Consider the following 26,200-nt stretch of genomic DNA (forward strand, 5'->3'; position numbering starts at 1 on the left):
AACCATTTCTCGAAAAGCTTTACAATTTAATTTGTGATAATCGTTAGTATAGGATAATTATATATAGTCTGATACAAGGTAAGGAATTATTGGTTGTGCCTAAAAAAAATTAAGACATCTGATATTTAGTAGTATGAGACAATATTGAAATTTACAACACTAGTGAAAAAGAATAATTAATCGGTAAGAAAAATTCCTACCGATTAATTATGCGACTTTCAATTAGTACCAAGTAACATCATACGTACCGCCTGTAGTTTTCAACATAGTTTCAATGTATGCGGATGTGGAATACATTGTTTTATTTTGAGTGCACAAATAATAGCCTCTAGAATTTCCCCAGTTGTTCCAGGTACTGCTACCATCGTTTCTTGTATAAAACCAGGCAGAAACACAGCCTTGGACTGGGCTAACGTGAAAATAATGTGGAAAATGATCGGAATAAAAATATCTATAGCCTCCAGAGTAACTTCCAGAAGCTCTGCCATTTTCCGTGAAATTGAAATTCAGATTAAATGCTATTGCATTTTTTTCTAATGACTTACTTATTAACTTGAAATGAACTTCATATTTGTTTTTATCAATATTAGGTGGATTTTCAATGTTAGAATCGCTCTGGTTATTACTAATTTCCTCAATTTCAAAAACAGGTTTGATGGATAAGTTTTTTTCGTTGTATTTTTCCAATACGCTTTCATCATGTGAGGATATTTCGAGGATAACATTATTATTTTTTCTTTTATCCCATAAGGAGATCTTCTTGGAAAATTGAATTAATCTTTCACTTTCTTGTTTATTATTGTTGACCTTTATTTCCTTTTTTTCACAGGAAGTGAAAATTGAAATTGCTAAAAACAATAAAATAGAATTCAAAAATAAATTTTTCATGATTTTTTAAAAGATTTGATTAAGTAATAAATAAATGCAGCAATAGCTAAGTCACCAACTAGAACAATAAAAACGTAAAGTAATCACTTGTTTATTTCTATTTTTGCTTATGTGAAACTGGAAAAACTTAAGTTATTTTATTTTACAATTAATTTTGCCCATCTACTTACTTTCTATTGATCCAGCATATGACTCTGTATTTATATATTCATAAAAAACATATACAAACATAAGTAATAAATTTATTTAAAACAAAGTTATTGTAATATGATTTTAATTTATTTGTATTCTGTAAATTATTACCTTGATCCATATAAATTCGATATTTGAGCCAAATATTCTCATCCAATAATACTTTATATCTTTTAATAAATTTTGCATTTTCTCTAGACGAATTAGAAGAAAAATATCTAAAGAATATTCATTATAAATCTGCTTAAACTTGCCCTGAAAATGGGGTTAACCGTAATATATATAAGTGTAATGTGTTAGGTGTTTTTTACCAAAAACTTTATAATAAATAAATATTTCGTGTTGTATGCCTACTTATAAAGGGAGCAAAAAAAGCCACTCACAAAAAAATGGAGTGGCTAACCTTTTAAGCTTCAAGAATAATATGTTGGAGAACAGATATATTGTTTTCAATAATATCTGTATATTCTTTGCTCCATTTGTTTTCTAAGGCATCCCTTAATAATAGACGTTGTACTATCAACAAAAAACTTAAATATTCAGTTTTACGTTCTTTTAGTACAGAGAGATAAAGTAAAAATGTAGGACTAAAATCTAATTCTTTGGAACTTAAAATTTCGGGAGTTGAACTGCCCCTCTTAGGTTTTTTATTCATAATGAATTTAAGGTATTGAAATTATTATATTTATATCTTAAATCAATATATCTTACTTTTTAGTTCCGCCTTTTTCTTTTTTAGATATTTTTTAAAAAAATATCGTTTGAACTCCGATGTATAAAGGGTTTGATTAAAAAACTAATACTTATATTTTCTATAGTTAAAGCTGATTTTTGATTTTCGTAGCTTAGATTGTTGTATGGATATAAGTTCACTTTTTGGGACAAATAGAACTTGGAACAAAAAGCATTTCATTTTTTATGAAAAAAAACAAAAAAACGATTCAAATTAGAACCTATTTAGGTTGTTTTTAGGCAAAAAAGGGCATTGTTCCATATTCGTTCCAGAGAAAAAATGAAAAACACCCATAAAATTGACTATCAGTACTCTATTTGACCATAGAACTTAGCCGCTCCGGGTACTATTTAGACTTACATTTGTCTACATAGAAAAAATTAAAAGCTAGCAACCATCGAGGTTCTAGCTTTTTTTTATGCCTTTACTTTTTTGCCCTGTTTTTTTTAGGGGGACACAGCTTAAATGCGCTCAGGGCAGTCTAAGACGGTTTGGTGTCCAAATTTTGTCCCCCCTTTTGGAACTGTTTTTAGAAGCTTGTTGTTCTATCTAAAAACGCTATACATTAGGCTACATCGCTGTTTTAAGCTTTTTTGTGTAGAATTTCTTTTTTTGCTGCTTTGTATTGAGGTTGAAAGTCCTCATTTCGTGTCCAAATTTTGTCCCCCTTATTTTAGAAAGAGTAGGAGGAGGGGCAGAACTCTTTCATTGGGTCTTCTTTTTAGAATGGTTTTTGATAACACACAAATCTAAAAAGAAATAATATGATTAAATTTGCAATAGTTTATAATAGTAGAAATAAAAAATTAAGAAAGGACGGAACTGCTTCTGTTCAAATAAGAGCCTATTTAAATAAGAAACGGAAATATTTTGCTACTGGCATTTATGTTACTCCTTCGCAATGGTGCGCTCGCAATAATAAAATCGTAAATCATTCTAACCATTTTCAATATAATGCTGAAATAAGGCGACAATTGGACGAGTTGGAGGCTTATGCGCTAGAATGGATTAAGAAACATGGGAGCATGACTTTGGAGCAGTTAGAGAGCTATTTTAAGTATGAGGATGTACAGTCATTTACAGAGTTTTGGAAATACGAGCTAGAGAACGATACTAAGTTGACCAAAATCACCAAGAAGAAGCACAAAACGGCTTTTAATTATTGGGTTGCTTATCAAAAAGATGTAAAGTTTTCGGAACTGACCTATAATTTAATCCACGGCTTTGATACGTTTTTGTATGCCCATAAGCTCCACACCAATACGGTATATACGCATCATAAGCAGGTGAAGAAATACATTAATCAAGCGATTAGGAGGGATTTATTTGATGCCAATAAAAATCCTTATCTAAAGTTTACACCTAGCACAGCTCCAACAGAACGAACGGTTTTATCTACAGACGAGGTGCAACGTTTAGAAGCCTTGACCTTTAAACAGGATGAATTTTATCTGGAGCTGATTCGGGATATGTTTTTATTTTCTTGTTATACGGGCTTGCGCTTTTCTGATACCTGCGCTGTACGCCATAAGGACATCGACCAGGATAAGGAGGGGCTGATCTTAAACATTGTGGCAAAAAAGACCAGCAAACAGCTCTTACTGCCTTTGTATAAGTTGCACAAGCGAAAACCCGAAGCATTAATCTATAAATATAGAATTATCCAAGAGGGCGCTGAAGAGGAGCCGATCTTTCATAAATACACCAACCAGTATTTTAATCGTACCCTCAAGGAACTGGCTGCTTTGGCTTGTATTCCTAAAGAAATTACTAGCCATGTTGGTCGCCATACTTTTGCTACACACCTAGCCTCTAAGGTGCCTATTCATATTTTAAAGGCAATCTTACAGCATTCTAAGATTGAAACGACTATGGGCTATTTGCATTTGTCTAATAAGCTGGTTAATGATGCGCTGGATGGGGTGGATTGGTAGGAGAATAATAGAACAGGTTGTTTTGATTATAAATGGCCTGTTTTTTAGATATTTATTTCCTGTAATTATTTTTCCAATTCCTTATAAATCTTATTTTCAATTCGTTTTACAATTTCTAGACGATTTTCATAAAACTCTTTTGGAAAATCTAATTCAGGATCACTTTGCCGTCTTTTGTTTTCTTTAAAATATGCCAATAATACTTTCAAATTTTCCATAGTACGAGCATATAAAAATCTGCGACCTACTGGTATGGAATAATAATAATCTTTAGATGTAAAATCATGTTCTCGATTACACCCGCAAAAACTACAAGCTACTTTTCCTTTCATATCTGGAACATAACAAGTTCTTCGAACAACAGTTGGTGCATAAAAAGCCGCTTTGCTTGAGCAGCTAGGACAGATAATTTCTATATCTGGTTTCATATCAATTGAGGTTATTTTAAGATTGATGAAGTGTTTTGTAAAAGAACCTCTTTTCTTAATAAATAGTTCGCCAACCAGTATTTTAATCGTACGCTAAAGGAGCTGGCTGCTTTGGCTGCTATTCCCAAAACGATCACGAGCCATGTCGGTCTCCATACGTTTGCTACGCATTTAGCCTCTAAGGTGCCCATTCATATTTTAAAGGCGATCTTACAGCATTCTAAGATTGAAACGACTATGGGCTATTTGCATTTGTCTAATAAGCTGGTCAATGATGCGCTGGATGGAGTGGATTGGTAGCTTTTGAACAATAGCTTATCTCGGATTTGGTAATATAGTTTTCAATTTAAGCAGCCTTTTACAACTAACAACCTAGTAAAGGCTCGCACTAGTTTAGAGATCTTCAAAAAAAATAAATGTGTTCAGACTTAAGATAGATTCCCTGCTATTTTGAGTAAATGACCCATTAATGTTAAAATACATCGCAGAAAACTAGTCTTCTATAGCAGATAAAGACAGGGTTCAATCCTCTGAGCATAGCGAGTTTTGAAGCGTTAAATTTTGTGAAGAAATACTTTAACATTAATGGATCATTTATCTCTAGACTTTTTTTGGGGGAGCATTTATTTAAATTCTCCTATAATAAATAGTATTTAAATAAATTCGTTCTGTGATAAAAAAGAAAAAAACAGCAACACAAAAGCAAAGCTCCCTTTCTCTTTCGTAGCTATACTTATAAAAATAATACCTACTCATGACTATTAACTTCTTCCCAAAAACAAACTATATTTTCGTTGTCTCTATCGCATTCTAAGTTATTATTTTCTGCATCAGCAGAAAATAATTCTTTTAAGTCTATAGTTAAACTCCATGCTTTGCTATTTACCTTTTTAGTAGATTTTGTTGTGCGCTCCTCAAGAATTCTATATTTTAAAAGTAATGGTATAATATCGTTTAAAATAAGACCTCTATCCTTCGAATAAAATCCATCTTCTTTTATATTCATTTCATAAAATAAAGTACTTTTATTATAGACATTTAGGAACCGATTTACAACTTTTTTGAATGAAGGGTTTCTTACTTTAATAGAAGGCAGTATTTCTTCTTTATTCAATTCAAAACCAAGATCTTTAAGAGTGACAGAAATGCTTAGTGGCGAATAGGCAGAATTTATAATATTATTATCTTTATAAAGAATAACACAAGCTATATCACAATCCACCAATCTAGTTCCTCTAAAATTATTTTCAGAATCGCAATGAACTCTAATTTCATTAAAAGTACAATTGTCAAAGACAACATTCTCAAACTTAGTATTTCTAAAGCTTATATTTATAAAATTACCATTTAAAATTCGAATTCTAGATAAATTTTTATTTTCATATATTAAACTAATATAATTTACCTTTGCAGAAAACTCTATAATTGTCTTGGGGCTATAATCATGCAAAAAATAAGGAATAAAAGTTCCTATATTAGTCTGTAAGTAAGTTGGCTTCCATTCTTCTTCTATAATCGAAGCAAACATATCTAACAATGCTGGCATGTTAATATTATCTACATTAATATATTTAGAAGTATATTTAGCCACACTATCTGGCAACTGAGCTATATAAAGAATTTTTTTTAATTGTCTTTTTATTGAGCGATTAGAGCTAGGAAAACTATTAATAATGGTGACCAAATATCTTGAAAGAAAATAATTCTTAAACTCTTCATGTTCAAATTTTCTCAAATCAGCTTGTGAGTTATTTGGAGGAATTAATAATGCATGTGAATTAACCATACTGATAATTCTAGGTCTAACTTTAAGTTCTATTACCCAATCATCACATAACAAAGTCGTTATTAATTGTATTTCTTCAATAGATATTTTGTCACTTTTAGATTCCCACATATCATAAGCAATTTGAGACAAAAGTGTGACATGCTGTTCGTAGGAAAGGTAAGGTTTACCTGTATCAGAATCTCTTAATTTCCATTTCGATACTTCTCGTTTTGTAAATGCTTCTACAACAGCAGCAACACCCTCTAAGGGATCTGATAACTGACCTATAAACTCCGCTGGCGAAACTTCTAATTCCGCCATTCCTTGAATTACTTTAGTTAATAAAAAAGGTCTTGTGATAATAGGATGTGATGAATTTGAATTAAGTTCAATTAATAATTCTTGATATATTTTCTGAGGGTCGTCATCATAATACGAAATAAAATCTATAGCATTATCCTTTGACCAATTCTGAAGTTTCATTTCATTGAATTGACATTCTGATGAAATTTTACCTCTTAATATCTTAGTTCTTTTAATGTAATTCTGAGTATCAAAAAATGTTCTTCTGGAAGCCGCTATAATTGTGCCGCTGTTCTTCATTTGTAAAACAAGGCTAGATAAAGCTCCTAATGCAATTGATCCCCCAACCTCTGCTGCTAATTCATCAAAACCGTCAATTGAAAGTACAATAAACTTTCTTTTTAACAAAGTTAATATAGAAGAGTAATAGAGCCCTGGTATTCGTAACTCACCTAAATCATACATTATAGCCTCATTCAATCTTACAAGTTCACGTCCCTGTAAATCCACATGCCAAAATAAAAAACTACTCTCTCCCCTTAAATATCTATTAGCTTGTTCTGACTGATATTGTTTCAATAATGCTGTTTTCCCATGTCCAGCATCTGCTGTAATAAAAGTCAGTTTTGTTCCTGATAATAAAAATTTAGAGCACTCTTCATGGATAAGTTCTAATCCTTTCTTTTCTTGCGAATTTGTTGCTGAAAAAAGAACCGCATTCCCATCAATATAAGGATCTGGGGGCATTCTTTTTTCAACTATTTTAGTAGCAAATAAATCTAAGTTTGCTAATTTTTTTGCAATAAATTGCCGATATACCATTCTTTCTCCTTCATAATTAACTAGAAATTGTCCTGTTTCCAAGTCTTGATATATATCAATAATAATATCCTTTCCGTTTCTAGAAAATAAAATATTACCATTATTTTCCACAATTACATCTGCATCATCATCTGCAAATGATTGAATATCTAATTTTATTTCTTCTAAATTCATGATAATATTTTTACTGGAATATCAAAAGGAGATAAATAATAATTACAGTTATCTTTTATACGATTATTTTTTATAATTAATGTAAAACTACAGTTTGTGTTATTCTTTTGCTTACTAACGACAAGCGATGGTAATATATCAGTATCATCTGAAACAACAACTATACTTTTTACTTGTTCTTCATCTGCATAACTCATAATATCACATGCCATCATAGTATCAACCATCTTTTGTTCCATCCCTTTAAATACATTTTCTTGAATTGTATTACAATTAGTAACTGAACAAACTTTTCTTTTTTTTCTAGTAAATTTAGCAATAATCTTAGGTGGACATATACTAGAATTTGAGCTGCAAGTATTTGTTAAAGAATTTTGATTAATTCTAATACTTTTTATCCCATCTTTTTCCTTATATGTGTTTTTCCATATTAATGAAGGAACAAAAAATAATGAATAAACTAGCTCTACAGTGCCTTGAATTTTTCTTTTCTTTAGATTATCAATATATGGAAATATATTGACATTTGAAATAACCTGTTGAAGAACAGATGCTTTATTAGTAAGTTTATCACCATGATACCACCCTCCATAAAGTCTAATATTTACTTCTTCTAATGCATTATTTTCAGATAATAATTCTCCTAAAAATTCTTTTAACTCAAGTTCGATCATTTGCGTTTTATCATGAGAAACAGGTGTTTTGAAAACGTTATCAAAATCGACTATTACAACTCCTGTTAAACGAGTAAGGATAGGTTGGTTATACGCCATAAATTATTATTGTTACATATCAGAATTTACTATTATTCAAAATAAAACAAATTTTAAAAAATCATAAACTATTGACATCATCTTATAAGACGTCCTATTTCTTAGATGACTACATAGTGTATCTAGTAATTTTCTTGTTTTATCATAATCTCCACCAACTACTTATTTATAGATTTATATCTATACGAAATTGGTATTGTCTACATTAAATGATCCTAATTGATTATCATCTTTGCATTATACATTAATCTAAACATTTTTTATACTCAAAAAAAGCATATATCAGAGCAAAAAAAATCAAAAGTCATTTTCTTATTTCTGATTCCTCATCAATCGAATGATCTCTTCTTTATCTTTTAACTTATCATTCAAATACTGGATCTCCTTTTGCAGGAACTTAACATTAGTACAAGTAGAATTTCTGCTGTTACTGGATAGATTGCTATCAGGTCCTGTACCTCCTATCATTTCTTGAGCCCTAGATGATGAACTATTAAGAAACATTTCTCCCTCCCCACCTAAAAGCCAATTAATATTCACATTAAATCTTTCTAGTAGAGGAATTAATACTTTAGCATTGGGTAAAGTTTCTCCTTTCTCAAGCTTTTTTATAGTAGGTTGAGTAACATTTAATTCCTTAGATAGTGAATTAGGTGTAAAACTTAGAGTTTTAATCAATTGTGTAAATCTCTCATTAACAGACATCAATATGTTGTTGCAGATTCCGTTTTCAAATAAAACTTTAATTAATTAAAGTTTTATTTGAATTTTTAAAATCAAAATCATAGTTTTGTTTTACCAAAGTGGTTAAATATAGAAACAGAAACACTTTGAAAAAAAATAAATTTGAAACCAGAAGCCCGAAAAACCAAAAGATAGGGCACAAAAACGTTAACACTTTCTTAACAAAAGCATGTCAACAAATGTAGACCATGTAGACCAATGTAGACGGGCATGTCAACAAATGTAGACAAAATGTTAAGAAAAGGCAAAGGAAAAGGGTTAAAATTCAATCAAGGAGGTTGGATCAAATTGGGCGTACTGGGAAGTATTGTTGCATCTATGGGGATAGGGCGCAACGACTAGAGGGCAACTTCTAGCGTCCAACTGCTAAGTATGCATACCAAAAGGGTGTGCTTTATAGGTCAAGTTGAGTGTTTCTATGGATCTAGTGCCTTAGAAGGTAGGCGGCTTAAAAAAGTTGAAGGGTTCGAATCCCTTTGCTAGAGCAAAAACCAATTATTAAAACTAGTAAAGTAAGGCAACTGCACACAAAGGCGGTTAGGCGAAGCTTTGCCCAAACACAACGAATCACAAACAAATGAAGACAAACACGACAAAGACAACAGAGCGCAATCGTAGTTTTTACCAACATGTACTCAATACCTTATCCGCAGCAGATTTTAAGAGTTTACCGCAGCAATTGGGCTTAAGTCAACGCATGACCACCCTACGCTTAAGAAATCCTAATCTGCTCGATTATCCCACCATCCAAAAGCTTGTCCCCATTTTGGGCGCTGACTTAAAAGAAGTGGTTCAGGAGTATGAGTTGGGCTATGATTCGCTGTCTGCACGAGAATACAAAAAATTAATGCATATCTAAAAAAAGGAGGACCCATGAATGAGGTCGAAGAACTCAAGGCCGAACTTAGAAAAGAAATCGAAGAATACAGAGCAGCAAAAAAGGTATTCTATAAACTGATAGCATGTATTAAAATATTATCGAAGATAAAAATCACCTCTCAGGAAGCAGCGATCCTATTGGGGGTGAAGTCAAGAACGATAAGAAAGTACAATCAAGATCGCAAGTTGTTGGGGCAGAAATACACCAAAACGGGCAAGATCTTTTTTAGACTTGAACAGGTCATGGCATATCGAGATGATAATTTAAAAGATGCGGATAGTTTTGATTGAGTTCTATACCATTTTTAATGAATTGTTCTTTGATAGATCCTGTGACAAACCCTAACAGAGGGTAAACGTTCAACTACTTTCTTTAGAAAAAAGGTTATAAGTAGTAAGTCGTATGCTTCGTTCCTGTAAATACAGGACATACGACTTACAACTCAAACCTTCATAAGAAAGTAAGAAAGTTTAATACCCACAGGAGCTATAAAAGAACGCTAAAAATCAAACCAATATTATGAACAGAATAACAAAATGGCTTCTCTTTGGAGGAACGCTCTTACTGGTCGTCACTTTTATACTGAGCTATGAAGTGAGTGCTTCGTTTACCAATAGCATCAAGGAAGAAGTGCGAGCGGTCAGGGTAGAAATTCAAGCGGTCAAGGCTCAAAACAAAGCCATCAAAGCAGAACTCAAAGCGATTGATCAGGCAATATTTAACCGCAGAATTTCAAATCGTATAGCGCAGCGTTTCCCACCTCAATAATCACCGTTTTAATTGCCCAGCGTACACCGCTATAAACAACAAACAATGAATTCAAACAGCATTAAATCGAAAAAAAAACTGACCCCATTCTATTGGTTCTTTACTGCTTTTACCTTTCTGCTTATCTGGAATGCCTATGATATTGCAACCATCATCATTCAACAAAACAAGACAAAGGAAGAGGTTAAGAATCTAAAAGAAGAGAATGAGATACTTAATGAAGAAATCTTTCAACTTCAAAAAGAGGTTAAGCGAAACCGCCGAATCATAGCCGACAAAGTGCTAAAACTAAATATTTAAATCACCTTTTAAAACGATCATAAAACAAAAATGGAACAATACGAATTTTATATCCTTGTGGTCATCAATACGCCCAAAGAAGAAAACGCTTTGTGTTTTGCAACAGAAGCCGAAATTAACGGGGTATTACCTGCGGATACGGATCTAAACAAAGCTTATATCACCAAGGATTATTACGACAACGACAAAGAGCTAATCTATCTTAAAAAATCAGCAGTAGACGCTTTAGCGATTGGTGTGGAAGGAGGCAGAAAGATCGTGCCCAACAACAAGGAAAACCGCAAGGAATTGGGCTTGAAGTACAAAAAAGGCTTCCTAAAAAAGAGAAAAGTAAAAGAGCCTAAAGAAGCCGCCCCCCAAAAGCCACGCTTTGCAGAATGGATGGAGGTGTTAAAGATGGGGTTGAATTTATTGTTGACCATGAAGGAAGAAAGCAAGGCAAAAAAGCCAAGCTCCTCCGCTGCTCCCTCTAGGAATTTAACCGTTTTAGCACAGAAAATTCATGCCCTAAATCAAGTCAAGGGATTTTGGAACAAAGAGCGCAATATCGGGGAACTGTTAATGGGTGTTACCGCAGAGCTGAGCGGAGCGATGGAGGCTTACCAAGAAAGTACGCCTGCCAATTGGGATTTGTACGATGCAGGTATTTATAGCCCCAAAGAAGCTTTTGAACACTACATTCAACATACGTTCGAGGATAAAATTGCTGGTGCCATTATTCGGCTCTTAGATTTAGCGGCAGGAATGAACATAGATATTGAGCGCCATGTTCGGGTTAAGCTGGCTTACCATTATCTGAAAGAAAATAAAGATTAGGGGTTTATAATTGTGAAGAGCTGTGTTTTGCGTTGGCAGAATGCAGCTCCATTTTAAAACGAACTGGATTGGATGCAAAAAGGGTTCGATTCCCTTTCTAGTCACGAGGAAGCAAACAATCGTTTGCAAGTTACGGCGACTATATGCCGATTTTTTAAAAGAGGGGTTTGGGAGCAACCCCCTCTTTAACATACTATCTAATCTATAAAAACACACAAGGTTTACAATAAGAATGCAAACTCAATCTAACATACACCCTGAGGTTAAAAATAGTTCCCTGAGTCCTAGCTTTTATGAAATGATTGATAAAAAGGCGACTCAGAAGGCAGGAAAAGATATGATGGCGGCTTATCAAGCCAAGCGCAAAAAGGCAGGAAAACGGGGCGGTGTAACGCCCTATACCTTTGATCTGTTTCATGCGATCATTCGCAGCGTTGCCCCCACCATGGAGAATTTAAAGAAGCATCAAGATGGCTTGTATGAGGAATGTCGCATGCATGGAGAGTATTGCTGTTTTACGACCATTCCTAGCCTTATCACGCTCTTAAACGACACGGCGAAGCATCGAGTACTATCGCCCAATAAAAAGACTGTCTACAACCAAATTAAGAAGCTCATGGACATTGGCATCATTACCGAAAAGATCAACCATGTACATACTGGTTTAAGAAATCCTTATCCAGACGAACAAAGCCCCAAGGGACGAGGAAAAATCCAATTGTGGATAAGCCCTCAGGTCTTGTGTATAAAGCCTTGCTATGAGGGTTCTGGGGCCTCTGATACCCCCTCTTTTTTTGACGTTAAAGGGGAAACTTTACCGCAGTACGAACAAAGTTCTTTACTATATAAAGATAAAGAACTAGAATCAATCATTAATAGTCCTTTGGTTGTGAATAAAGCGGCTTTGGCTGTCGCCAAGCTTAAACCATCCAATATTCAAGATGGAGGACAAGGAAGCAAGTTAATGCCAGTTGATTCTCCAACTATTGCGGCGCTTAATGCTCAGAAATCGGGTGAAGGACAAGGAAGCAAGTCTATTTCCTCCGATTCTCCAAAGATTACGCCCCGAAAAGCGTCTAAAAAGGAGCATGTTTGCGCAAAATTGTGGGATTTGATGCGTTACAACCTCTATCAAAACCAAGTCTACAACGAGCAAACCAACACGGATTGTAAATTGATGCTTGGCGAGCTGTTGGATCTAGCAGCGGAGCATGTAACGGCTTATCGGCAAGCTAAAATCCAGTCGTTCCGTGAAAATCCTGCTTATTTGGCCAGCAGGCAACAAACCAAGTTGCTTAAGAACTTTGCAGCAGGACTCCCCCATGAGGAGCGCTCTGCCATTGAGATCGTTTCTCATGCCATCATCAAACAACAAAAACACGCCGACAAATACGGCTATCCACTGTATTATCCAGTCGATTATCTCAGCTCAACGGCTGCGGTCAAGGCTCTGAATTATTCCATGGACGATTGGGATCGAATACAAGCCAATTATTTTGATAAAAACAAAACGGCTAAAGCCTATTTTCAGCAAGTGCAATGGATCAACAAGCGGTACAGCAGCGCCATTGAACAAATGGAGCAGGAAGGCGCAAAGGTAGTCTACAAAGACATTGCTCAGCATTACAACCACTGGTATCAAAGCTTGAAAGATAATCCTTATTTGAACGAAGATAAAATGAAAGCCTTAGGCGATTTATTCATACAAAAATTTAAACCACTGCTCAACGATGAACACCTCCAACGCCAAAGAAATGGCAAGAACTAAAAAGAGAAAGTACAAAGCGCCCTCAGTTGCTTATTTGCAGATAAAATTTAAAAACAACAGCAAGCCCAATGGTTTTAAAATAAGCGACTTTGGCAAGGATTTAAAGAAGATTGAACGGTATTTGGCAAGCGTAGAAGGAAAATGGTCTTGGGCGGTACTTAAGCAAGTTAAAACAGGGAATATTTATCATTATTACCATCCCAAAACAGGACTACAGCGATTGGATCTAAAGGACTACAAAAAACAACTTACTTCCTACTCCTTGTACATCATTCCTACCCAACAATACAAAAACCGCCATGGCAGCCAAAAGGGCATCAGTAAACGGGTTTATGATCTTAATGAGGTGACAAAATACTGGAATAAGGACGTGCTGAGAATTGATATTTACCAGGAGAAAAAATTGATTAACCGTTACCAAGGAAGATTTTTGATGTAATGGATTATTATCGACAACATTCCGTCCTAATTCAAGATAAGATCCCCTTACAATTACAGCGCTCCCATTGGCATAAATTCCATTACTGGTTAGGTCAATATCTAATTGAAACTAAAGCGCAAAGCACGATTGAAAAATTAATACAAGCTACGCTCTTACAAGCGTTCATCAAAATTTCAAAACTGATTCAACGCCTAGAACGAAGTGGCAAACCCATGAAAAGCAAAATAAGCCTGCAACTTAGCCCCTCTGAAAAATACGGTTTAGAGCACAGCATCCAAGCGGTAGCTGAAGAAGTAGACAAGGATTTTGAACCCTTTTATTTAGCCTATTTACAACCCATTTTAGACCAATTTCACCAACACGACATCAATCAACCCAATCAAGGATTGAGCTTATTATAACCGCATTTAAAAGACAATAGAAATGACCAACAAACAATTTATAAAGATGGGCCATTCTGCGTTCCTCATCTGGATCACAACGCTCTTAGGCATCTATTTAATTTACCAGTATGGAATAATTGTAATTTTTTGCTTGGGGCTGCTTTTTTGCTGCCTTTGGGGGCTGCTCTATTCCTTTGTAACAGTGACTTATTTTATCAATTTCCTACATTTTAAAAACTGGGTAGAATCAACGCCCTTAGATATTTATTTACTACTTGACAATAAAGAATCTGACTCCAAACACGATTAAAATGTACTATAAAAAACAAATTAACACCTTAGAAGAAGCAGAACGACTTGCACTCTTTTTAAGAATGTCTATTCGTCAATTGCTAAGAAAAAAGAGGATGTACGATAGTTTATTAGCTAAAAGGATCAGAAGGAAAACTGGCTGGGCAGCAGTTTGGCCAGTTGGTTTAAACCGAATTAAGCTATTAAACGATCCTCGATGTAAATCCATTCTGCTAAACCTATTTTGTTTAAAGGAAGCCATTCGAATCAAACGCTTTATCCAAAAATTAAACAAGATTAGAAGCGCATTTACCAATTAAAAAAAGGAGCTGCTTAGGGATAATAAGCCGCTCCTATTCAAAAGAATTAAAAGACAAAGATATGACAACTTTCACAAAAAATCCCTACGCAGAAATGCGAAAAAAGATCAACCGCATTGTATTTCGGGATAGACTAGACAAAACCTTAGACGGAAAATTTAAACACAAGCGTTTTTCTGAGCGGTTTGCCTTGGCAAATACCGCCTTTATCGGCATGAGCGGCATTGCTCAGCTCGCAAGCATGGGAACTGCTTTTGTGATGCTCTCCTACTTATTTGAAAGCTCGCCAATGCTAATTCGGGTAATCTTTTCCGCTGCCTTGGTTAGCATGATTGAAGTGGTTAAACGAGAAGCCACCAACGATGTAATGAAGAGTTTAAACCAATACAAAGAGGTTGAAAAATTCCCTACCTTTTTAGCCTTGTTGATGGTGGGCACCAGCATTTACATTTCCATTGAAGGTGCCAAGATCTTGCCCAGTCTTTTTATTGCTGATGCCATGGAGCTGCTCCCTGAAGAAAAAGAAGCCGAAGCAGTCAAGGCAACCTACGATACTAAAATTGAAACCTTGACCAAAGAACGAGAAAATTATATTCAAACTCGCTTGTATCATGGTAGAATTCGCACCGAAGATTCCGAAGAGGTCATGCGCATTAATGAAAGGATTGCACTGACAGAACATAAAAAAGATTCTGCGCTTCAAGTATTAGACAAAAAAAATGAAGCCGCTCAAACAGCTACCCTATTGCAAAATAAAGCGGCAAAAGTGGCGATTGAAAAAGAGCGAATGGAGTTAGGAGAACAGCTCGTTATTGCAGCCATTGGTTTTGAGATTTTGTTTCTCTTTTCGCTCTGCTTTTCTTGGTGGTATTATACCGAATGTGAAAAGGAAAGACAAAAGGCGAAGGAGAACAGCTCCCCTTCTAGTGATTCTGAAAATATGCCGAAAGTGGACAAGGAAATTCCTGCTGAAGAAGCGAAGGTTTTAGAGGTGGAAACGATTGGTGTTAGAGCAACCAAGAAAGTTAGTTTTAAGGATTACGAGCAGGAAGATCACGTGACCGAAACCGAAAAGGTTAAGAAGGATTATACTCGAATTTGTCCTGAATGTAATACGCCTTTTGTTCATAAAACCCACAATCATAAGTATTGCAATCGAGTTTGTTTTGAAAGTGCAAGAGCCAAGAAAAAGAATAAAAACAAATAAGAAAAATTTCTAAAGTGAAGACTTCCACTTCCAAAGTGACCGAAGTAAATTTTCGTTACTTTGGAAGTGATTAAAAATGCTGAAACACCGATAAATAAAGGAAGTACTTCCAAAGTTAAATTTTCACTTTGGAAGTAAAATGGATTAAATCAACTAAAAAAACAAGCAATGGCAACAAGAGCAAAAGACCAATATACTCGCCAATGGATCATCAATAATTCTTTGGATATTATCTCTAATTATGACGATGGCATTTTAACCTTAAGAGGATTGCACTATCAATTAGTCGCCTTAGGTATGACCAATACCATACAACATTATAAGCGAGTCGTCGCAGCCATGAAAAAGGCACGATGGGAGGGCTTGGTTTCTTTTGAAACCTTTAGCGACCATGACCGCTCTGTTTTAGGAATGACCATTATTGATGAAACGATTTTGGATAATGAAGTGGAACGAGCACAGGGCACCATTGAATATATAATGGAAAACTATCATAAAAATCGTTGGGAAAACCAACCGTATTTTATTGAGGTGTGGATTGAAAAGAAAGCCCTACAAGGAGTCTTTCAAGCTCCTTGTAGAAATCATGAAGTAGCCTTGGCACCCTGCAAAGGTTATCCTTCTTTAACCTTTTTGAATGAGGCAACAGATCGTTTTAGAAATGCTATGGATCAAGATAAAAAAGCGGTCATTTTATATTTTGGAGATTATGATGCTAGTGGGGAAGATATACCGAGAAGTATTCAAGAGAGCTTGTATGATTTTGGGGTAGATGTCGCAGTTCAACGAGTCGCATTGATGGAGGAGCAGGTTTTAGAAATGCAATTGCCCCCAGCTCCAACCAAAAAGACAGATTCAAGGGCAAAGAATTGGACAGGTTTAGGGCAAGTGGAGCTGGATGCGGTAAAGCCTGAGATTCTTCAAATGATGTGTGAGCAAGCAATAAGGGATTTATTTAATGAAGAGCTATACGAAGAGCTGATGCAGCAGCAGGAAAAAGAAAAGGAATCGTATGTGATTGCTTTAAAAAAGTTTGTGAATAACTTGAAAGAGGAATGATGATAGCTTTATTTAATCATATAAAAGTGCTTATTTTTTAACCAGCTTCTCATAAAATCAACATCACAAATATGAAATACCCAATCCTTATCTAAAGAAGTTTTATAGTTAATAGAATAGATTTTTCCTTTTATATCCTTAGCCATAGTTTCAAAATATGGTTTTATTTCTGACCAATTGACATCTTCTTTAGATAAATGATTTGGCAATAAATAGTAAGGCGAGAGTGCTCCTCCAAAATCAATTATACCATCAAATTTATCAGCGATAAATAAGGTTAACTCCCCTAATATTTGGTGATCTATCGTCTTACTACACATTGCACCAACATCTAAACAATACCTTGGTTTAATATTCAATAAATCGCTTATTTGAGATATTTCATTTACAGAATAATCAGTATTAATTTCATTGCTTTCAATATAAAAAGGTCGATTTTCATCTGTTGTAATGATCTTACCATTTATAGGATAAGTGGATTTTACCCAAAAACTACTCCCTTCAACCTTTTTCGAGATATTATTAACTATTGAGTTAATTTCGTTCCATACCAATTTTGTTGGAATAGCTTTCAATAGTATTGATGATGTTGGTCCTCCCATTATGTTTTTTATAAAGAATGAATATCACTTTTTGTTAAAGTAATAAAAAAAGTCAAAAAAAACGCCACTAGAAACTAATGGCGTTTTTTATTATTGCCTATGACCTTAAGGTATCTTCCTTTTTATTTTGTGTTGTATGAGCAAATAGTTTTTTACATGTAAAAACTTTACAGGAAACAACAATAGCAATAGAGCTAGGAACCAGCTATAAATTATAGAAATGCAAATCATTAAACTGATAATAGCAACACCTATCAATAAACTAATTCTAAACCAAGAATATTGGTATTCCACATAGGTATTAAAATCTATGATAATCCCATTTTTATTAGAAGATAATGCCAATGGATGTACTCGTTTTGAAAGAAATCGAACAATATTACTTCCTTGGATTTTTTTTCTACGAGAATAAGAAATTTTATCCCCTAATTGGAGTTGCTTTAATTTAGGAACATCAACTATTTCTCTTACAAAAGAACTGATATATATAATTTCCTCTTCATCCAATAAGTGAACTTCAATAAACTTTGATGTATAGTTTATAAAATTCACTTCAGCTCTTTTGTTTAATAATTCTCGTTTAGCTGGTACGGGTAATTCATAGATAGAACTAACTCCAAAAGAACAAAATATAGCCAATAAAGCTTCTAGAAAGAAAGCTTGTTTTATAAATATTATTTTCATAGGATTAGAGGAGATTGAAAGTTAATCGGTATCTATGCAAACGAAATAAATTTCTTTTTAGTTCTCTTTTTTATAAAACACTTCCAGTCGCTATTTTTTGAAAAAAACAAGCAAAATAAAAAAAGTCAAAAAAATACGCCATTAGTTTCTAGTGGCGTTTTTTATTTGCTTGCATATAGCCTTACAATGCTTTATTTTAGGGCTTTTACATTTATTGACAAAATTCTAATCCACATGAAAAAGCTAAAAAAAACGAGAGCTAAACTAAGACCAGGAGAAGAAGTCGTGGGCATGGCTGTCCCTGATTTCTTATTAAACGAAGAGCATCAAAAAAAGCTCCGTAAGCCCAAATCAAATTCTAAAACAAAATCAAACCGCAAGCGCTCATGAAAATTATAGATACCTTACGTCCTGAGGGCGGTTCAAAGGCAGAGCAATGGTGGCAAGACCAAGGCTTTAAAAAAGTTTACCAAGAATTCAGAAAAGGCGATGCCAGTAATGATTTGAAAAAGATCAAAGATGTACGAGATGTATCGGAATTTTTTAAACTCAAAGGGTATCAATTTGGCAACTGGGTTACCCATGAGGATCGCTTTAACTATTTAGCAGCTCTAGCCGTTTGTTTATTTGATCTCAATCGAGTACTGCGCTTTAAAGGCAATAATTTAGGCTTAGACAAACATTTAGGCGTTGCTTTTGGGGCAAGGGGCAAAAAAGGAGCTAAAGCGCATTATGAGCCATGGTCGCACATCATCAACATGACTCGTTACAAGGAAGCGCACCGTTTTGATGAGCCATACACCAAACCAACCCGTTTTGTTATTTCGGGTGGAGTGGGTTCTTTTGCGCATGAGTATGGGCATTTCTTGGATTACTTCTTTGGTTCCAGAGTAGAAACAACCGCTAAAGTTTATGCTTTATCGGATGGGCATTCTACTGACCCTACACGGATTCAATACGATAAAAACAAGTACCCCATGCGCTATTTGATGGAGTCCATTTTAGAAAAGGCGTATTGGGATAGCAGCAAACGCTCTGAGTCTGCTTATGTGAGACGTATTAAGGAGCTGCTTCCTGATCGTTATTTGGATTATTTTCTAAGTAGAAATGAGATTTTTGCTCGTTTATTTGAACAGTACATTTCTTATAAACTAAAGGAATTGAAGATTAAAAATGTCTTTCTAACTAAAACCAAGTACCACACCGCTCAATATATGCTCCTTTCGGAAATAAAAACGGTCGTACCGCTTTTTGACAAGTTATTGATCCAAATGAGAAAGCATTTTTAGATAAGCCCCCTATTTATCTTTTCATTTTAGGTTTCATTTTCAAAATAGAACAGTTTATGTTTTATTTAAATATGTACTAGATTCATTTTTAACACTTACCTTTTCTTGGCATTGATTTGGCAAATATAGTAAGTGTATCAAAAGTGATAACAACAAATAAGAATAAATTTGGGTTTTAATTGGGGTGATTTAGGGTTCACATGAATGGGAATACATGTGAATCCTTATCTTTAACTCCGCTAAAATTCCACTAAGATAAATTTGGGTTTTAATTGGGGTGATTTAGGGTTCACATGAATGGGAATACATGTGAATCCTTATCTTTAACTCCGCTAAAATTCCACTAAGATAAATTTGGGTTTTAATTGGGGTGATTTAGACCTTGCACGAATGGGAATACGTGCAAGGTCTTTTCTTTTTGGAGATATATCAAAAATAACTTTAGATTGTCAATCTTACTTTATTGAATAATATATTCATCAAAGTAATAATTTAATCAGTATAGACTTATTGTTATTCAAACAATTATCAAATATAATTTCATTATCTGAAATTGATCTAATCGTACGAGTTTGAAAACCTGTAGTACTCATAAAATTTTCATACAGAACTATTTTTTTTACTCTTCCTGATTCCTTAATACGATAAGCTACTAAATTACCATTTTTACTTGATTGGCATCGGCTAGGTTTCTCTGTAATATCTTTATATATATTATTTTTATTGTCTAAAAAAAATAGATAGTGAGAACCTTTAAGATAGCTGTATTTATATGATCCTCCTCCATAGTCTTTCATCCCGTAAGTTACATTTTTCGGCAATCTATGAAGCCATTTTTTTTTCAATTCCTTATCAAGATTAACCATAATAATATCTTGATAACTAATATAGTCGCCAAAATTAAATCCTTTAGGAGCCGCAATTCTTTCTCCAATTGCTAAAATTTCTTTTTCTTCTGTTTCAAATAGATTTATAGAATTTAATAATGCTTTAATTTTATTTTCCTTTTCTAATATATCATCTTCTCTAAATTCATCATGAGTAAATGGAATTTTTACTAAATCATTCATTTTAGAAATATAAAAGCAATAAAGACCGTGTTCTAGCCCTGATTTCGTTTCATTATCTCCATAAGCCCCTACACAAACTATTTCACCATTACTTAGCTCTTTTAGTGTTGCACACGTTATTTGATTTCCTTCTAGTTTATCTATTTCCTTCATCATGGTTTTTCCATCCACTTTCGAGTGCAGGTAAACCAAATTGTATTCATCTTCATATTTAGAAAAATTTTCACCAGAAGAGTAATTAAATTCATCCTCAAATTCGAACAATTTAGCAATAGCATGATAGTTTCCATGATTATCAACTAGTTCTGAAATTGGTATAAGATTTTTTTTATCAGAAAAGTCGGCAATCGCATATTTTAAGATAGGTTCCATTTTGGGATTAAAAACCAATCCATGAAGCCCGATATTAGAAACAATTAGTTTGCTAGAATCTTGAGATATATTTATTTCAACATATGGATAATTAAACATAGAAGAAGCCCTAGGAAAATACACATTTTTATGCTCATTTATAATTCCGCTTAAAAATTCTTGTGCTAACCCCGTGATTAGCCTTCCTGAAGTAATTAATTTTTCATTTTCTATATCAATTTCTTGACAATAAAGATGATAATAACCACTAAACTTATTGTTAGCTGGCGTTGATTTATAGAATAATAAAATTTTTTCTTGAAACTTAATTAATTCAATTGGTATCCAATTCTTAGGAAGAGAACTTAATGGAATTTCTCTTATAAGCATTAAGTTTTCTTGATTAAATATTTTAATTGAATTTGAATTTAGCCGAATTATTTTATTCTCCTCTATAAGGTAATGTGTGCCATTTTTTCCTTTTATAGTAATTTCATTAGATACACTTTGTGCGCATAAATAATTTAAAGCGGACAAATAAAAAACAAAAATAAACAATGGTTTCATGTAATTTTTTTTTGTTCTCAATTAGAGAAAGGGTTATTAATAATTGTAATATATCTTCCCAAGATACAACCCCTGTATCAGACTGTCTATTTATCAGAAAGTAAATTATTAATCCCCCCCCAAATATACGCCTCACTCAGCACCTAAACTTTCCAATCCCATACAATACTTTTACAGGTATATTTTTTTTATTCTAAAAAAGTAACGTATGAAAAAGCAACTCCAAGGTAATGTTCTTGAAATAAAAGTGGTGGTGCCTATTTTTGACAAGTTATTGATCCAAATGAGAAAACATTTTTAAACCTGCTCTCCATCTAAATATTAAAAGAAGCTGTTCATTTTTGAGCAGCTTTTTTTATGTCATCAAAGAAAGTCAAAAAAATACGCCATTAAATTCGACCCCTGTAATCTGAATTCTTTTCAATGCTAAAGACATGCTCTAACTTTATCTAAAACCAATTGATTACATAAAAAATAAAAAACCATGATTTTAATATTGAGCTTAATTCTAATTGGAGGGCTACTTTATTTTTTAGGCCCTAGTCCAGCTCCTTCAACAGCAATTCAAAAAGAAGAAATTGTCTATTTAGACGAAAATGAGTTTTGGGCATTGGATGGAATGGAGCAGGAAAAAACAGTGCCCTTATCCATAGAAAAACAGCCCGTAAAAAGCATTCAAAAAACAACCCGATTAAGAGATACAACCAACCAACAGCAACAACGCAAAAAAGCCGTAAAAAAGCGTAGAAAACGCAGAAAAATAGCCAAAAAGAGTCAACAAATTAATCGTTAATTTATCTAAATTAATTCAACCATGTATAGCAAATTAATCAAACTCAAAAAAGGAGCTGTCATCACTTTGGACGGAAGCCCTTTACAACTGTCTAAAGCCGTTAATTTACGAGTCGTAGCCACCAATAAGAGCGATTCCAAGCCAGCGCCCACCAAAGTCGAACAGGGCGAACATCAACAAGATTTACCGCATCCCGTGGACAAAAAAGAAGTATTGGCTTTGGTCCAGGAGCATTTAAACAAATTGGGGCAAGACGAATATGCTTTAATGATGGATGGCATCTTTCAGGATGACGACCTAGAGGCATTAAATGGTTCCTTTAATGATCTTCATAAAACGTCTATTTATGCCGCTACGGTTACGCATATTTCAGAATTAAAATCATTGTATCAAGCTTTAAAAAACTTGTAAACTATGTCCCAAAAAGAGGAAGACAAAAACCCCATTTTAGATGCGTTTATCAACCCCTCAGAAAATGCCTCAGAAAATGAGTTAGAAAACGCTTTAGAAAATGATTCAGAAAATGGATTAGAAAATGCTAAAAAATGCGTTTTTGAACGTAAAAACGCAGAAAAAACGGAATCTGAATTTATAGAAAATGAACGTGGGCAGCACGTAGAAAATGCGGAAAAAATGAACGTAGAACCTACCGTAGAAAATGGCGAAGGAATCAGCGATGATTATGCCCCCGAAGAGGAGGAAGAAATCGAAGAAGATTTGGCGTTTGAAACGGAGGGTGAAGAGGAGGAAACCGAAGATTGGGAGTTCCCAAATGAGGACGAAGAGGAGGACGAGGAGGAAGATGTTTTAGATCAGTCCATTCCTGAAGGAGGAGAAGATAAGCCCATTGATGAGCTGATTAGTGAGGTGACAGGTGATAGCGTGAAAAACTTGGAAACCCTACGAACTTTGGGTGATCTAGTTATGGAAAAATTAGACGATTCCAAAGCCATGATCTGTAGTGCTATTAGTGGACAGCCTGCCGCTAATTATACCAGTGATAAACGTTTGAACAAAGCTTTGCTGAATGCCTTTATCAACTATTTCAACAGTACGGAGGTCAAGGCTCCCACGCCAATGGGAACGCTTTTAATCGCTTTGGCACTTTGGGGAATGCCCACACTTGGAGCGGCTTATTTTCATCGCTTACAAGCCAAGCGCCTGCAAAAAAGAAAGGCGGCTGGAGAAGAGATCGAAGAGGAAGTGGTCGAAGCAGAAACACAGAGCGATTCAGAAGATTACAGCCAGCTCAAGGAATATAAAGAAAACCGTAGAACGTTTAGTGTACACAAAGAAACGGGTTGTTATAATCGAACGCCCAAAGGGCAATTTTGCCGTACGAGTGTTGCCGATGAAAAACCAAGTCCTGCGATCCAAAAAATGTTAGATCAGGGCTATGATAATACAAAGATTCGAGAACTTTTATACGGGGAATAAGCATGAGCAACCATCCATTTTTTTTAGCCTATTTTGGTAAACCACATTCAGGAAAAACCTACGATCTACAACAGTTTGTGAAGCGTTGTGGACGAGAGACTATTTTTGTGTACAATTCGGGACATGAAAAAGACTGGAGAGGCTTTATTGAAATTGAACTGCATTCGGATTCCAAAAGCAAGAAGCTCTATTTTAGTTACAAAGGAAGGGACTATTTGTTTGAGAAACATTTTATGAAAAAGTTCAAAGGCAAAAAAGTCAAAGCCATGATGGCGGATGAAAAGCTAACCGAGCAATTATTGTATAAGGCGCTCTCAAAAAAGGGCTACAAAGGTTTGTTTTTTATCATAGACGATGCCACCAATGTTTTCTCCGCTCAATTGACCCAAGCTCAAAAAGCCTGTTTTTATCGTGCTAAGCACGTAGGAATTTGGTTTGCCTTGGTGTTTCACGATCCGAACATGTTCCCCAATGGTGCATGGGGAGCCTTGACTTTAGCAAGATTCTTTAAAAACAATGTGGCACCACCTAGTAAAAAACAAAGAATCATTCCACACTTTCCAGAAGTCATGCAAGCTTTTAAAATCTTGCGCACGGCTCCTGTTTACAGCCATTGTACCTTAATTATGGATTCAGGGCAACTGGTGGTGAAACGAGCCAAACCACGATTAAATCCTAAAAAGGTAAAACCTATTATCATTCATAAAAAATAAAATCAATGCTATTAGAATTATTATTAGAACAGCAAAAACCACAGTTAAAGAAAGATTTAGAAAAGGTCATTGAACAGCTCTTGACTTCTATTGCGGACAGCAAACAATTAAATCCCTTTGAATTGGTCTTAAAATTATCCGCTAAAAAGGGACAAGCGATTGGGCAGATTTTCACCCCTCAAAAGAAATTGTTGTACGATTTTGACGCAGGCGAAGAAATCAGCGGTTTGTTTGAGCATCAATTGGGGCGCTTGCCTGAAATCGCTAAAAAAGCAGTCTTAGCCAAAGTGGGACATCAAACCATTAGTGTTCAGGTCGCTCAAAGTTTAGAACACGGAGGAGCTATTTTGGTGCGTTATGACAAAAATTATCAATTAGAATACTTTCAACAACTTGAAAAAAAGCTAAAACGTATTGATATAGATCATTTTTTTGCTAATATTAAAATATAGGAAAGTGATTCTTTGAAAAATTGAAGACTCATCTAACAGAATGGGCGGCTTTTTACTATTTTTTAGAAGAAAGTTATAAGTCGTAAGTCCTGTATTTACAAGGACTAAACATACGACTTACGACTTATAACAAAAATAGTAAAAAGAGAGCAGAGCATTTTAATATCCTGCACCATTTACGCTACAAGAGCATTGTAAAAGTTTTATCCACAACGAAAAAGTTTATTATGAACCGTCAAGAAGCTATTTTGACCGTTCAACCTCCATTCCCTAAAAAGCAATTGGGGCGATACCGCTCCGTAAAAGGCATTTATCTCATTCGTTTTAACGATCAAGTAATTTACATTGGTGCGTCTAAAAATATCTACAAGGGTATTTCTAGGCTCTACCAAAAAGGCGGCGTATTGTCCCACTTATCCTTTGAACGTTGCACCTTTGAAGTCATTCTGTCCAATCTCAAAAAAGGCAGTATTGAGCAGGCTTTAAAAGGTAAATTTAAGCCAAAAAACAACCATCAAGCGAAGACCTTGATCAAGTATCAATTTTACCGAAAACATCAACATCAACGCATTTTGGTTGCCTATCAAACACAAAGTAGGTTTAGCCAAGGCGAACACAAAAGCGATTCTGAAAACCAACCTAAAACCAATTCAAAATGATGGTTATTTTAGACAATGGGCACGGGGGAATGATTGGAGGCAATTATCAAACCTTGGGCAAGCAATACCAATTTAAGGACGGCACCACTATTTATGAGGGTGAATTTAACCGTGCCATCAAAGCAAGGGTTGCTGAGCTGTTGACCGCTAAAGGAATTCCTTATTACGATTTGGTGCCTGAAAACAAGGACATTTCTCTCAAGGAACGTATTCGGCGAGCCAATGCCATCCACGAGCAATACAAGGGCAAAACCTTTTTGATTTCTATTCATGCGGATGCAGGAGGAGGAAGCGGAGCTGGAGTCTTTATTGCCAAACAGTCCAGTAAAAAGAGTATACTATGCCACTTGGGCTAGGGATCTATTCTCACAGCATTTTCCAGAAAGCAAGTATCGAGGCATCAAACGCAAGAATTTTTATGTCTTGCGTTACTCGTTCATGCCTGCCATTCTCCTGGAGAATTTCTTTATGGACAACGAGCAGGAATGCAAAACCTATTTGTTGACACAAAAAGGCAGGGATAGGATCGCTTGGTATATCGTTGATTTGATTCAAAACATTTTAGAACACGGAGATTTAGTCGCTTAACG

Annotated in this window: 32 protein-coding genes and 1 pseudogene; 24 read left to right on the top strand and 9 right to left on the bottom strand. The window is 34.7% G+C overall.

What is annotated here, in order from left to right; all coding sequences use genetic code 11:
* Positions 1 to 222: 222 nt before the first annotated feature.
* Both AsAng_RS07280 and AsAng_RS07285 read right to left on the bottom strand, forming a co-directional pair.
* Positions 223 to 888, bottom strand: coding sequence for a hypothetical protein (locus AsAng_RS07280; protein ID WP_264792131.1), 666 nt, complete (start codon positions 886 to 888; stop codon positions 223 to 225).
* A 598-nt stretch (positions 889 to 1,486) separates the two neighbouring features.
* Positions 1,487 to 1,735 (bottom strand): hypothetical protein, encoded by a 249-nt coding sequence (locus AsAng_RS07285; protein WP_264792132.1) that lies wholly within the window; start codon positions 1,733 to 1,735, stop codon positions 1,487 to 1,489.
* A gap of 842 nt (positions 1,736 to 2,577) precedes the next feature.
* On the opposite strand from AsAng_RS07285, the gene AsAng_RS07290 reads away from it, so the two are divergent.
* The gene (locus AsAng_RS07290; RefSeq protein WP_264792133.1) at positions 2,578 to 3,747 is read left to right on the top strand and encodes a site-specific integrase; all 1,170 of its coding nucleotides are present in this window, start codon (positions 2,578 to 2,580) and stop codon (positions 3,745 to 3,747) included.
* A gap of 65 nt (positions 3,748 to 3,812) precedes the next feature.
* On the opposite strand, the gene AsAng_RS07295 is transcribed toward AsAng_RS07290, so the two are convergent.
* Positions 3,813 to 4,175 carry a hypothetical protein gene (locus tag AsAng_RS07295; RefSeq protein ID WP_264792134.1) on the bottom strand — a complete coding sequence of 121 codons (363 nt, stop codon included), beginning with the start codon at positions 4,173 to 4,175 and terminating at the stop codon, positions 3,813 to 3,815.
* A gap of 87 nt (positions 4,176 to 4,262) precedes the next feature.
* Here AsAng_RS07295 and AsAng_RS07300 point away from each other — a divergent pair.
* Positions 4,263 to 4,475 (top strand): annotated as a pseudogene (locus tag AsAng_RS07300) (tyrosine-type recombinase/integrase); the annotation flags it as partial.
* Between the two features lie 448 nt (positions 4,476 to 4,923).
* On the opposite strand, the gene AsAng_RS07305 reads toward AsAng_RS07300, so the two are convergent.
* The 3 genes from AsAng_RS07305 to AsAng_RS07315 all read right to left on the bottom strand — a co-directional run bounded on the left by AsAng_RS07305 (position 4,924) and on the right by AsAng_RS07315 (position 8,720).
* Entirely contained in the window at positions 4,924 to 7,242 is a 2,319-nt protein-coding gene (locus tag AsAng_RS07305) for a hypothetical protein (RefSeq protein WP_264792135.1), read from the bottom strand.
* Entirely contained in the window at positions 7,239 to 8,015 is a 777-nt protein-coding gene (locus AsAng_RS07310) for a PIN domain-containing protein (RefSeq protein WP_264792136.1), read from the bottom strand. Before AsAng_RS07310 ends, AsAng_RS07305 begins: the two co-directional genes overlap by 4 nt.
* Positions 8,016 to 8,327: 312 nt before the next feature.
* Positions 8,328 to 8,720 carry a helix-turn-helix domain-containing protein gene (locus AsAng_RS07315; protein ID WP_264792137.1) on the bottom strand — a complete coding sequence of 131 codons (393 nt, stop codon included), beginning with the start codon at positions 8,718 to 8,720 and terminating at the stop codon, positions 8,328 to 8,330.
* A 249-nt stretch (positions 8,721 to 8,969) separates the two neighbouring features.
* On the opposite strand from AsAng_RS07315, the gene AsAng_RS07320 reads away from it, so the two are divergent.
* From AsAng_RS07320 to AsAng_RS07375, 12 genes are all read left to right on the top strand, one after another.
* The gene (locus AsAng_RS07320) at positions 8,970 to 9,101 is read left to right on the top strand and encodes a hypothetical protein (protein WP_264792138.1); all 132 of its coding nucleotides are present in this window, start codon (positions 8,970 to 8,972) and stop codon (positions 9,099 to 9,101) included.
* Positions 9,102 to 9,336: 235 nt separating this feature from the next.
* Entirely contained in the window at positions 9,337 to 9,618 is a 282-nt protein-coding gene (locus AsAng_RS07325) for a hypothetical protein (protein ID WP_264791895.1), read from the top strand.
* Positions 9,619 to 9,632: 14 nt separating this feature from the next.
* Positions 9,633 to 9,929 (top strand): hypothetical protein, encoded by a 297-nt coding sequence (locus AsAng_RS07330; protein WP_264791894.1) that lies wholly within the window; start codon positions 9,633 to 9,635, stop codon positions 9,927 to 9,929.
* Between the two features lie 229 nt (positions 9,930 to 10,158).
* On the top strand, positions 10,159 to 10,407 hold the full coding sequence (locus tag AsAng_RS07335) for a hypothetical protein (RefSeq protein ID WP_264792139.1): 249 nt from the start codon (positions 10,159 to 10,161) through the stop codon (positions 10,405 to 10,407).
* A 45-nt stretch (positions 10,408 to 10,452) separates the two neighbouring features.
* Complete coding sequence (locus AsAng_RS07340; protein ID WP_264792140.1) at positions 10,453 to 10,707, top strand: hypothetical protein; 255 nt, start codon at positions 10,453 to 10,455, stop codon at positions 10,705 to 10,707.
* 30 nt (positions 10,708 to 10,737) lie between these two features.
* Positions 10,738 to 11,523: a nucleoside triphosphate pyrophosphohydrolase family protein gene (locus tag AsAng_RS07345; RefSeq protein ID WP_264792141.1), complete on the top strand. Its 786-nt coding sequence runs from the start codon at positions 10,738 to 10,740 to the stop codon at positions 11,521 to 11,523.
* Positions 11,524 to 11,755: 232 nt separating this feature from the next.
* The gene (locus AsAng_RS07350; RefSeq protein ID WP_264792142.1) at positions 11,756 to 13,291 is read left to right on the top strand and encodes a hypothetical protein; all 1,536 of its coding nucleotides are present in this window, start codon (positions 11,756 to 11,758) and stop codon (positions 13,289 to 13,291) included.
* Positions 13,254 to 13,730 carry a hypothetical protein gene (locus AsAng_RS07355; RefSeq protein WP_264792143.1) on the top strand — a complete coding sequence of 159 codons (477 nt, stop codon included), beginning with the start codon at positions 13,254 to 13,256 and terminating at the stop codon, positions 13,728 to 13,730. Before AsAng_RS07350 ends, AsAng_RS07355 begins: the two co-directional genes overlap by 38 nt.
* A complete protein-coding gene (locus AsAng_RS07360) occupies positions 13,730 to 14,134 on the top strand; it encodes a hypothetical protein (protein WP_264792144.1) in 405 nt (134 codons plus the stop codon). Before AsAng_RS07355 ends, AsAng_RS07360 begins: the two co-directional genes overlap by 1 nt.
* A 293-nt stretch (positions 14,135 to 14,427) precedes the next feature.
* On the top strand, positions 14,428 to 14,727 hold the full coding sequence (locus AsAng_RS07365) for a hypothetical protein (protein ID WP_264792145.1): 300 nt from the start codon (positions 14,428 to 14,430) through the stop codon (positions 14,725 to 14,727).
* 61 nt (positions 14,728 to 14,788) lie between these two features.
* Entirely contained in the window at positions 14,789 to 15,934 is a 1,146-nt protein-coding gene (locus AsAng_RS07370) for a hypothetical protein (protein ID WP_264792146.1), read from the top strand.
* 168 nt (positions 15,935 to 16,102) lie between these two features.
* The gene (locus AsAng_RS07375) at positions 16,103 to 16,993 is read left to right on the top strand and encodes a hypothetical protein (RefSeq protein WP_264792147.1); all 891 of its coding nucleotides are present in this window, start codon (positions 16,103 to 16,105) and stop codon (positions 16,991 to 16,993) included.
* Between the two features lie 8 nt (positions 16,994 to 17,001).
* Here AsAng_RS07375 and AsAng_RS07380 read toward each other — a convergent pair whose 3' ends face one another.
* Positions 17,002 to 17,595 (bottom strand): DUF6368 family protein, encoded by a 594-nt coding sequence (locus AsAng_RS07380; protein ID WP_264792148.1) that lies wholly within the window; start codon positions 17,593 to 17,595, stop codon positions 17,002 to 17,004.
* A 105-nt stretch (positions 17,596 to 17,700) separates the two neighbouring features.
* Positions 17,701 to 18,279 carry a hypothetical protein gene (locus AsAng_RS07385; protein WP_264792149.1) on the bottom strand — a complete coding sequence of 193 codons (579 nt, stop codon included), beginning with the start codon at positions 18,277 to 18,279 and terminating at the stop codon, positions 17,701 to 17,703.
* Positions 18,280 to 18,513: 234 nt separating this feature from the next.
* Here AsAng_RS07385 and AsAng_RS07390 point away from each other — a divergent pair, with 234 nt between their 5' ends.
* The gene (locus AsAng_RS07390; RefSeq protein WP_264792111.1) at positions 18,514 to 18,669 is read left to right on the top strand and encodes a hypothetical protein; all 156 of its coding nucleotides are present in this window, start codon (positions 18,514 to 18,516) and stop codon (positions 18,667 to 18,669) included.
* Positions 18,666 to 19,568 (top strand): LPD1 domain-containing protein, encoded by a 903-nt coding sequence (locus AsAng_RS07395; RefSeq protein WP_264792150.1) that lies wholly within the window; start codon positions 18,666 to 18,668, stop codon positions 19,566 to 19,568. The genes AsAng_RS07390 and AsAng_RS07395 overlap by 4 nt, the downstream gene beginning before the upstream one ends.
* Before the next feature lie 479 nt (positions 19,569 to 20,047).
* Here AsAng_RS07395 and AsAng_RS07400 read toward each other — a convergent pair whose 3' ends face one another.
* On the bottom strand, positions 20,048 to 21,556 hold the full coding sequence (locus AsAng_RS07400; RefSeq protein ID WP_264792151.1) for a hypothetical protein: 1,509 nt from the start codon (positions 21,554 to 21,556) through the stop codon (positions 20,048 to 20,050).
* A 484-nt stretch (positions 21,557 to 22,040) separates the two neighbouring features.
* Between AsAng_RS07400 and AsAng_RS07405 the strand changes: the two genes are divergently transcribed.
* From AsAng_RS07405 to AsAng_RS30030, 8 genes are all read left to right on the top strand, one after another.
* Entirely contained in the window at positions 22,041 to 22,349 is a 309-nt protein-coding gene (locus AsAng_RS07405; protein ID WP_264792152.1) for a hypothetical protein, read from the top strand.
* 21 nt (positions 22,350 to 22,370) lie between these two features.
* Positions 22,371 to 22,760: a hypothetical protein gene (locus AsAng_RS07410; protein ID WP_264792113.1), complete on the top strand. Its 390-nt coding sequence runs from the start codon at positions 22,371 to 22,373 to the stop codon at positions 22,758 to 22,760.
* Between the two features lie 3 nt (positions 22,761 to 22,763).
* Positions 22,764 to 23,786, top strand: a complete 1,023-nt coding sequence (locus tag AsAng_RS07415) for a hypothetical protein (protein WP_264792153.1) — start codon at positions 22,764 to 22,766, stop codon at positions 23,784 to 23,786.
* 2 nt (positions 23,787 to 23,788) lie between these two features.
* Positions 23,789 to 24,499 carry a hypothetical protein gene (locus AsAng_RS07420; protein ID WP_264791875.1) on the top strand — a complete coding sequence of 237 codons (711 nt, stop codon included), beginning with the start codon at positions 23,789 to 23,791 and terminating at the stop codon, positions 24,497 to 24,499.
* A 5-nt stretch (positions 24,500 to 24,504) separates the two neighbouring features.
* On the top strand, positions 24,505 to 24,951 hold the full coding sequence (locus tag AsAng_RS07425; protein ID WP_264792116.1) for a hypothetical protein: 447 nt from the start codon (positions 24,505 to 24,507) through the stop codon (positions 24,949 to 24,951).
* A gap of 227 nt (positions 24,952 to 25,178) precedes the next feature.
* The gene (locus AsAng_RS07430) at positions 25,179 to 25,610 is read left to right on the top strand and encodes a hypothetical protein (protein ID WP_264791873.1); all 432 of its coding nucleotides are present in this window, start codon (positions 25,179 to 25,181) and stop codon (positions 25,608 to 25,610) included.
* Entirely contained in the window at positions 25,607 to 25,966 is a 360-nt protein-coding gene (locus AsAng_RS07435) for an N-acetylmuramoyl-L-alanine amidase (protein ID WP_264792154.1), read from the top strand. The genes AsAng_RS07430 and AsAng_RS07435 overlap by 4 nt, the downstream gene beginning before the upstream one ends.
* A gap of 82 nt (positions 25,967 to 26,048) precedes the next feature.
* Positions 26,049 to 26,198, top strand: coding sequence for a hypothetical protein (locus AsAng_RS30030; protein ID WP_407655316.1), 150 nt, complete (start codon positions 26,049 to 26,051; stop codon positions 26,196 to 26,198).
* The last annotated feature ends 2 nt before the right edge of the window (positions 26,199 to 26,200 follow it).

This window comes from Aureispira anguillae (assembly GCF_026000115.1).
In the GTDB taxonomy this organism is placed as follows: Bacteria; Bacteroidota; Bacteroidia; order Chitinophagales; family Saprospiraceae; genus Aureispira; species Aureispira anguillae.

What these genes read in the sequence shown, in the direction of transcription:
- AsAng_RS07360 (WP_264792144.1), top strand. Translation starts at nt 13,730, where the DNA reads ATGGATTATTATCGACAACATTCCGTCCTAATTCAAGATAAGATCCCC.
- AsAng_RS07320 (WP_264792138.1), top strand. Translation starts at nt 8,970, where the DNA reads ATGTCAACAAATGTAGACAAAATGTTAAGAAAAGGCAAAGGAAAAGGG.
- AsAng_RS07340 (WP_264792140.1), top strand. Translation starts at nt 10,453, where the DNA reads ATGAATTCAAACAGCATTAAATCGAAAAAAAAACTGACCCCATTCTAT.
- AsAng_RS07410 (WP_264792113.1), top strand. Translation starts at nt 22,371, where the DNA reads ATGTATAGCAAATTAATCAAACTCAAAAAAGGAGCTGTCATCACTTTG.
- AsAng_RS07425 (WP_264792116.1), top strand. Translation starts at nt 24,505, where the DNA reads ATGCTATTAGAATTATTATTAGAACAGCAAAAACCACAGTTAAAGAAA.
- AsAng_RS07355 (WP_264792143.1), top strand. Translation starts at nt 13,254, where the DNA reads ATGAACACCTCCAACGCCAAAGAAATGGCAAGAACTAAAAAGAGAAAG.
- AsAng_RS07370 (WP_264792146.1), top strand. Translation starts at nt 14,789, where the DNA reads ATGACAACTTTCACAAAAAATCCCTACGCAGAAATGCGAAAAAAGATC.
- AsAng_RS07400 (WP_264792151.1), bottom strand. Translation starts at nt 21,556, where the DNA reads ATGAAACCATTGTTTATTTTTGTTTTTTATTTGTCCGCTTTAAATTAT.
- AsAng_RS07405 (WP_264792152.1), top strand. Translation starts at nt 22,041, where the DNA reads ATGATTTTAATATTGAGCTTAATTCTAATTGGAGGGCTACTTTATTTT.
- AsAng_RS07430 (WP_264791873.1), top strand. Translation starts at nt 25,179, where the DNA reads ATGAACCGTCAAGAAGCTATTTTGACCGTTCAACCTCCATTCCCTAAA.
- AsAng_RS07435 (WP_264792154.1), top strand. Translation starts at nt 25,607, where the DNA reads ATGATGGTTATTTTAGACAATGGGCACGGGGGAATGATTGGAGGCAAT.
- AsAng_RS07415 (WP_264792153.1), top strand. Translation starts at nt 22,764, where the DNA reads ATGTCCCAAAAAGAGGAAGACAAAAACCCCATTTTAGATGCGTTTATC.
- AsAng_RS07295 (WP_264792134.1), bottom strand. Translation starts at nt 4,175, where the DNA reads ATGAAACCAGATATAGAAATTATCTGTCCTAGCTGCTCAAGCAAAGCG.
- AsAng_RS07285 (WP_264792132.1), bottom strand. Translation starts at nt 1,735, where the DNA reads ATGAATAAAAAACCTAAGAGGGGCAGTTCAACTCCCGAAATTTTAAGT.
- AsAng_RS07365 (WP_264792145.1), top strand. Translation starts at nt 14,428, where the DNA reads ATGTACTATAAAAAACAAATTAACACCTTAGAAGAAGCAGAACGACTT.
- AsAng_RS07305 (WP_264792135.1), bottom strand. Translation starts at nt 7,242, where the DNA reads ATGAATTTAGAAGAAATAAAATTAGATATTCAATCATTTGCAGATGAT.
- AsAng_RS07375 (WP_264792147.1), top strand. Translation starts at nt 16,103, where the DNA reads ATGGCAACAAGAGCAAAAGACCAATATACTCGCCAATGGATCATCAAT.
- AsAng_RS30030 (WP_407655316.1), top strand. Translation starts at nt 26,049, where the DNA reads ATGCCTGCCATTCTCCTGGAGAATTTCTTTATGGACAACGAGCAGGAA.
- AsAng_RS07345 (WP_264792141.1), top strand. Translation starts at nt 10,738, where the DNA reads ATGGAACAATACGAATTTTATATCCTTGTGGTCATCAATACGCCCAAA.
- AsAng_RS07335 (WP_264792139.1), top strand. Translation starts at nt 10,159, where the DNA reads ATGAACAGAATAACAAAATGGCTTCTCTTTGGAGGAACGCTCTTACTG.
- AsAng_RS07330 (WP_264791894.1), top strand. Translation starts at nt 9,633, where the DNA reads ATGAATGAGGTCGAAGAACTCAAGGCCGAACTTAGAAAAGAAATCGAA.
- AsAng_RS07310 (WP_264792136.1), bottom strand. Translation starts at nt 8,015, where the DNA reads ATGGCGTATAACCAACCTATCCTTACTCGTTTAACAGGAGTTGTAATA.
- AsAng_RS07380 (WP_264792148.1), bottom strand. Translation starts at nt 17,595, where the DNA reads ATGGGAGGACCAACATCATCAATACTATTGAAAGCTATTCCAACAAAA.
- AsAng_RS07420 (WP_264791875.1), top strand. Translation starts at nt 23,789, where the DNA reads ATGAGCAACCATCCATTTTTTTTAGCCTATTTTGGTAAACCACATTCA.
- AsAng_RS07290 (WP_264792133.1), top strand. Translation starts at nt 2,578, where the DNA reads ATGATTAAATTTGCAATAGTTTATAATAGTAGAAATAAAAAATTAAGA.
- AsAng_RS07280 (WP_264792131.1), bottom strand. Translation starts at nt 888, where the DNA reads ATGAAAAATTTATTTTTGAATTCTATTTTATTGTTTTTAGCAATTTCA.
- AsAng_RS07385 (WP_264792149.1), bottom strand. Translation starts at nt 18,279, where the DNA reads ATGAAAATAATATTTATAAAACAAGCTTTCTTTCTAGAAGCTTTATTG.
- AsAng_RS07315 (WP_264792137.1), bottom strand. Translation starts at nt 8,720, where the DNA reads ATGTCTGTTAATGAGAGATTTACACAATTGATTAAAACTCTAAGTTTT.
- AsAng_RS07395 (WP_264792150.1), top strand. Translation starts at nt 18,666, where the DNA reads ATGAAAATTATAGATACCTTACGTCCTGAGGGCGGTTCAAAGGCAGAG.
- AsAng_RS07350 (WP_264792142.1), top strand. Translation starts at nt 11,756, where the DNA reads ATGCAAACTCAATCTAACATACACCCTGAGGTTAAAAATAGTTCCCTG.
- AsAng_RS07390 (WP_264792111.1), top strand. Translation starts at nt 18,514, where the DNA reads ATGAAAAAGCTAAAAAAAACGAGAGCTAAACTAAGACCAGGAGAAGAA.
- AsAng_RS07325 (WP_264791895.1), top strand. Translation starts at nt 9,337, where the DNA reads ATGAAGACAAACACGACAAAGACAACAGAGCGCAATCGTAGTTTTTAC.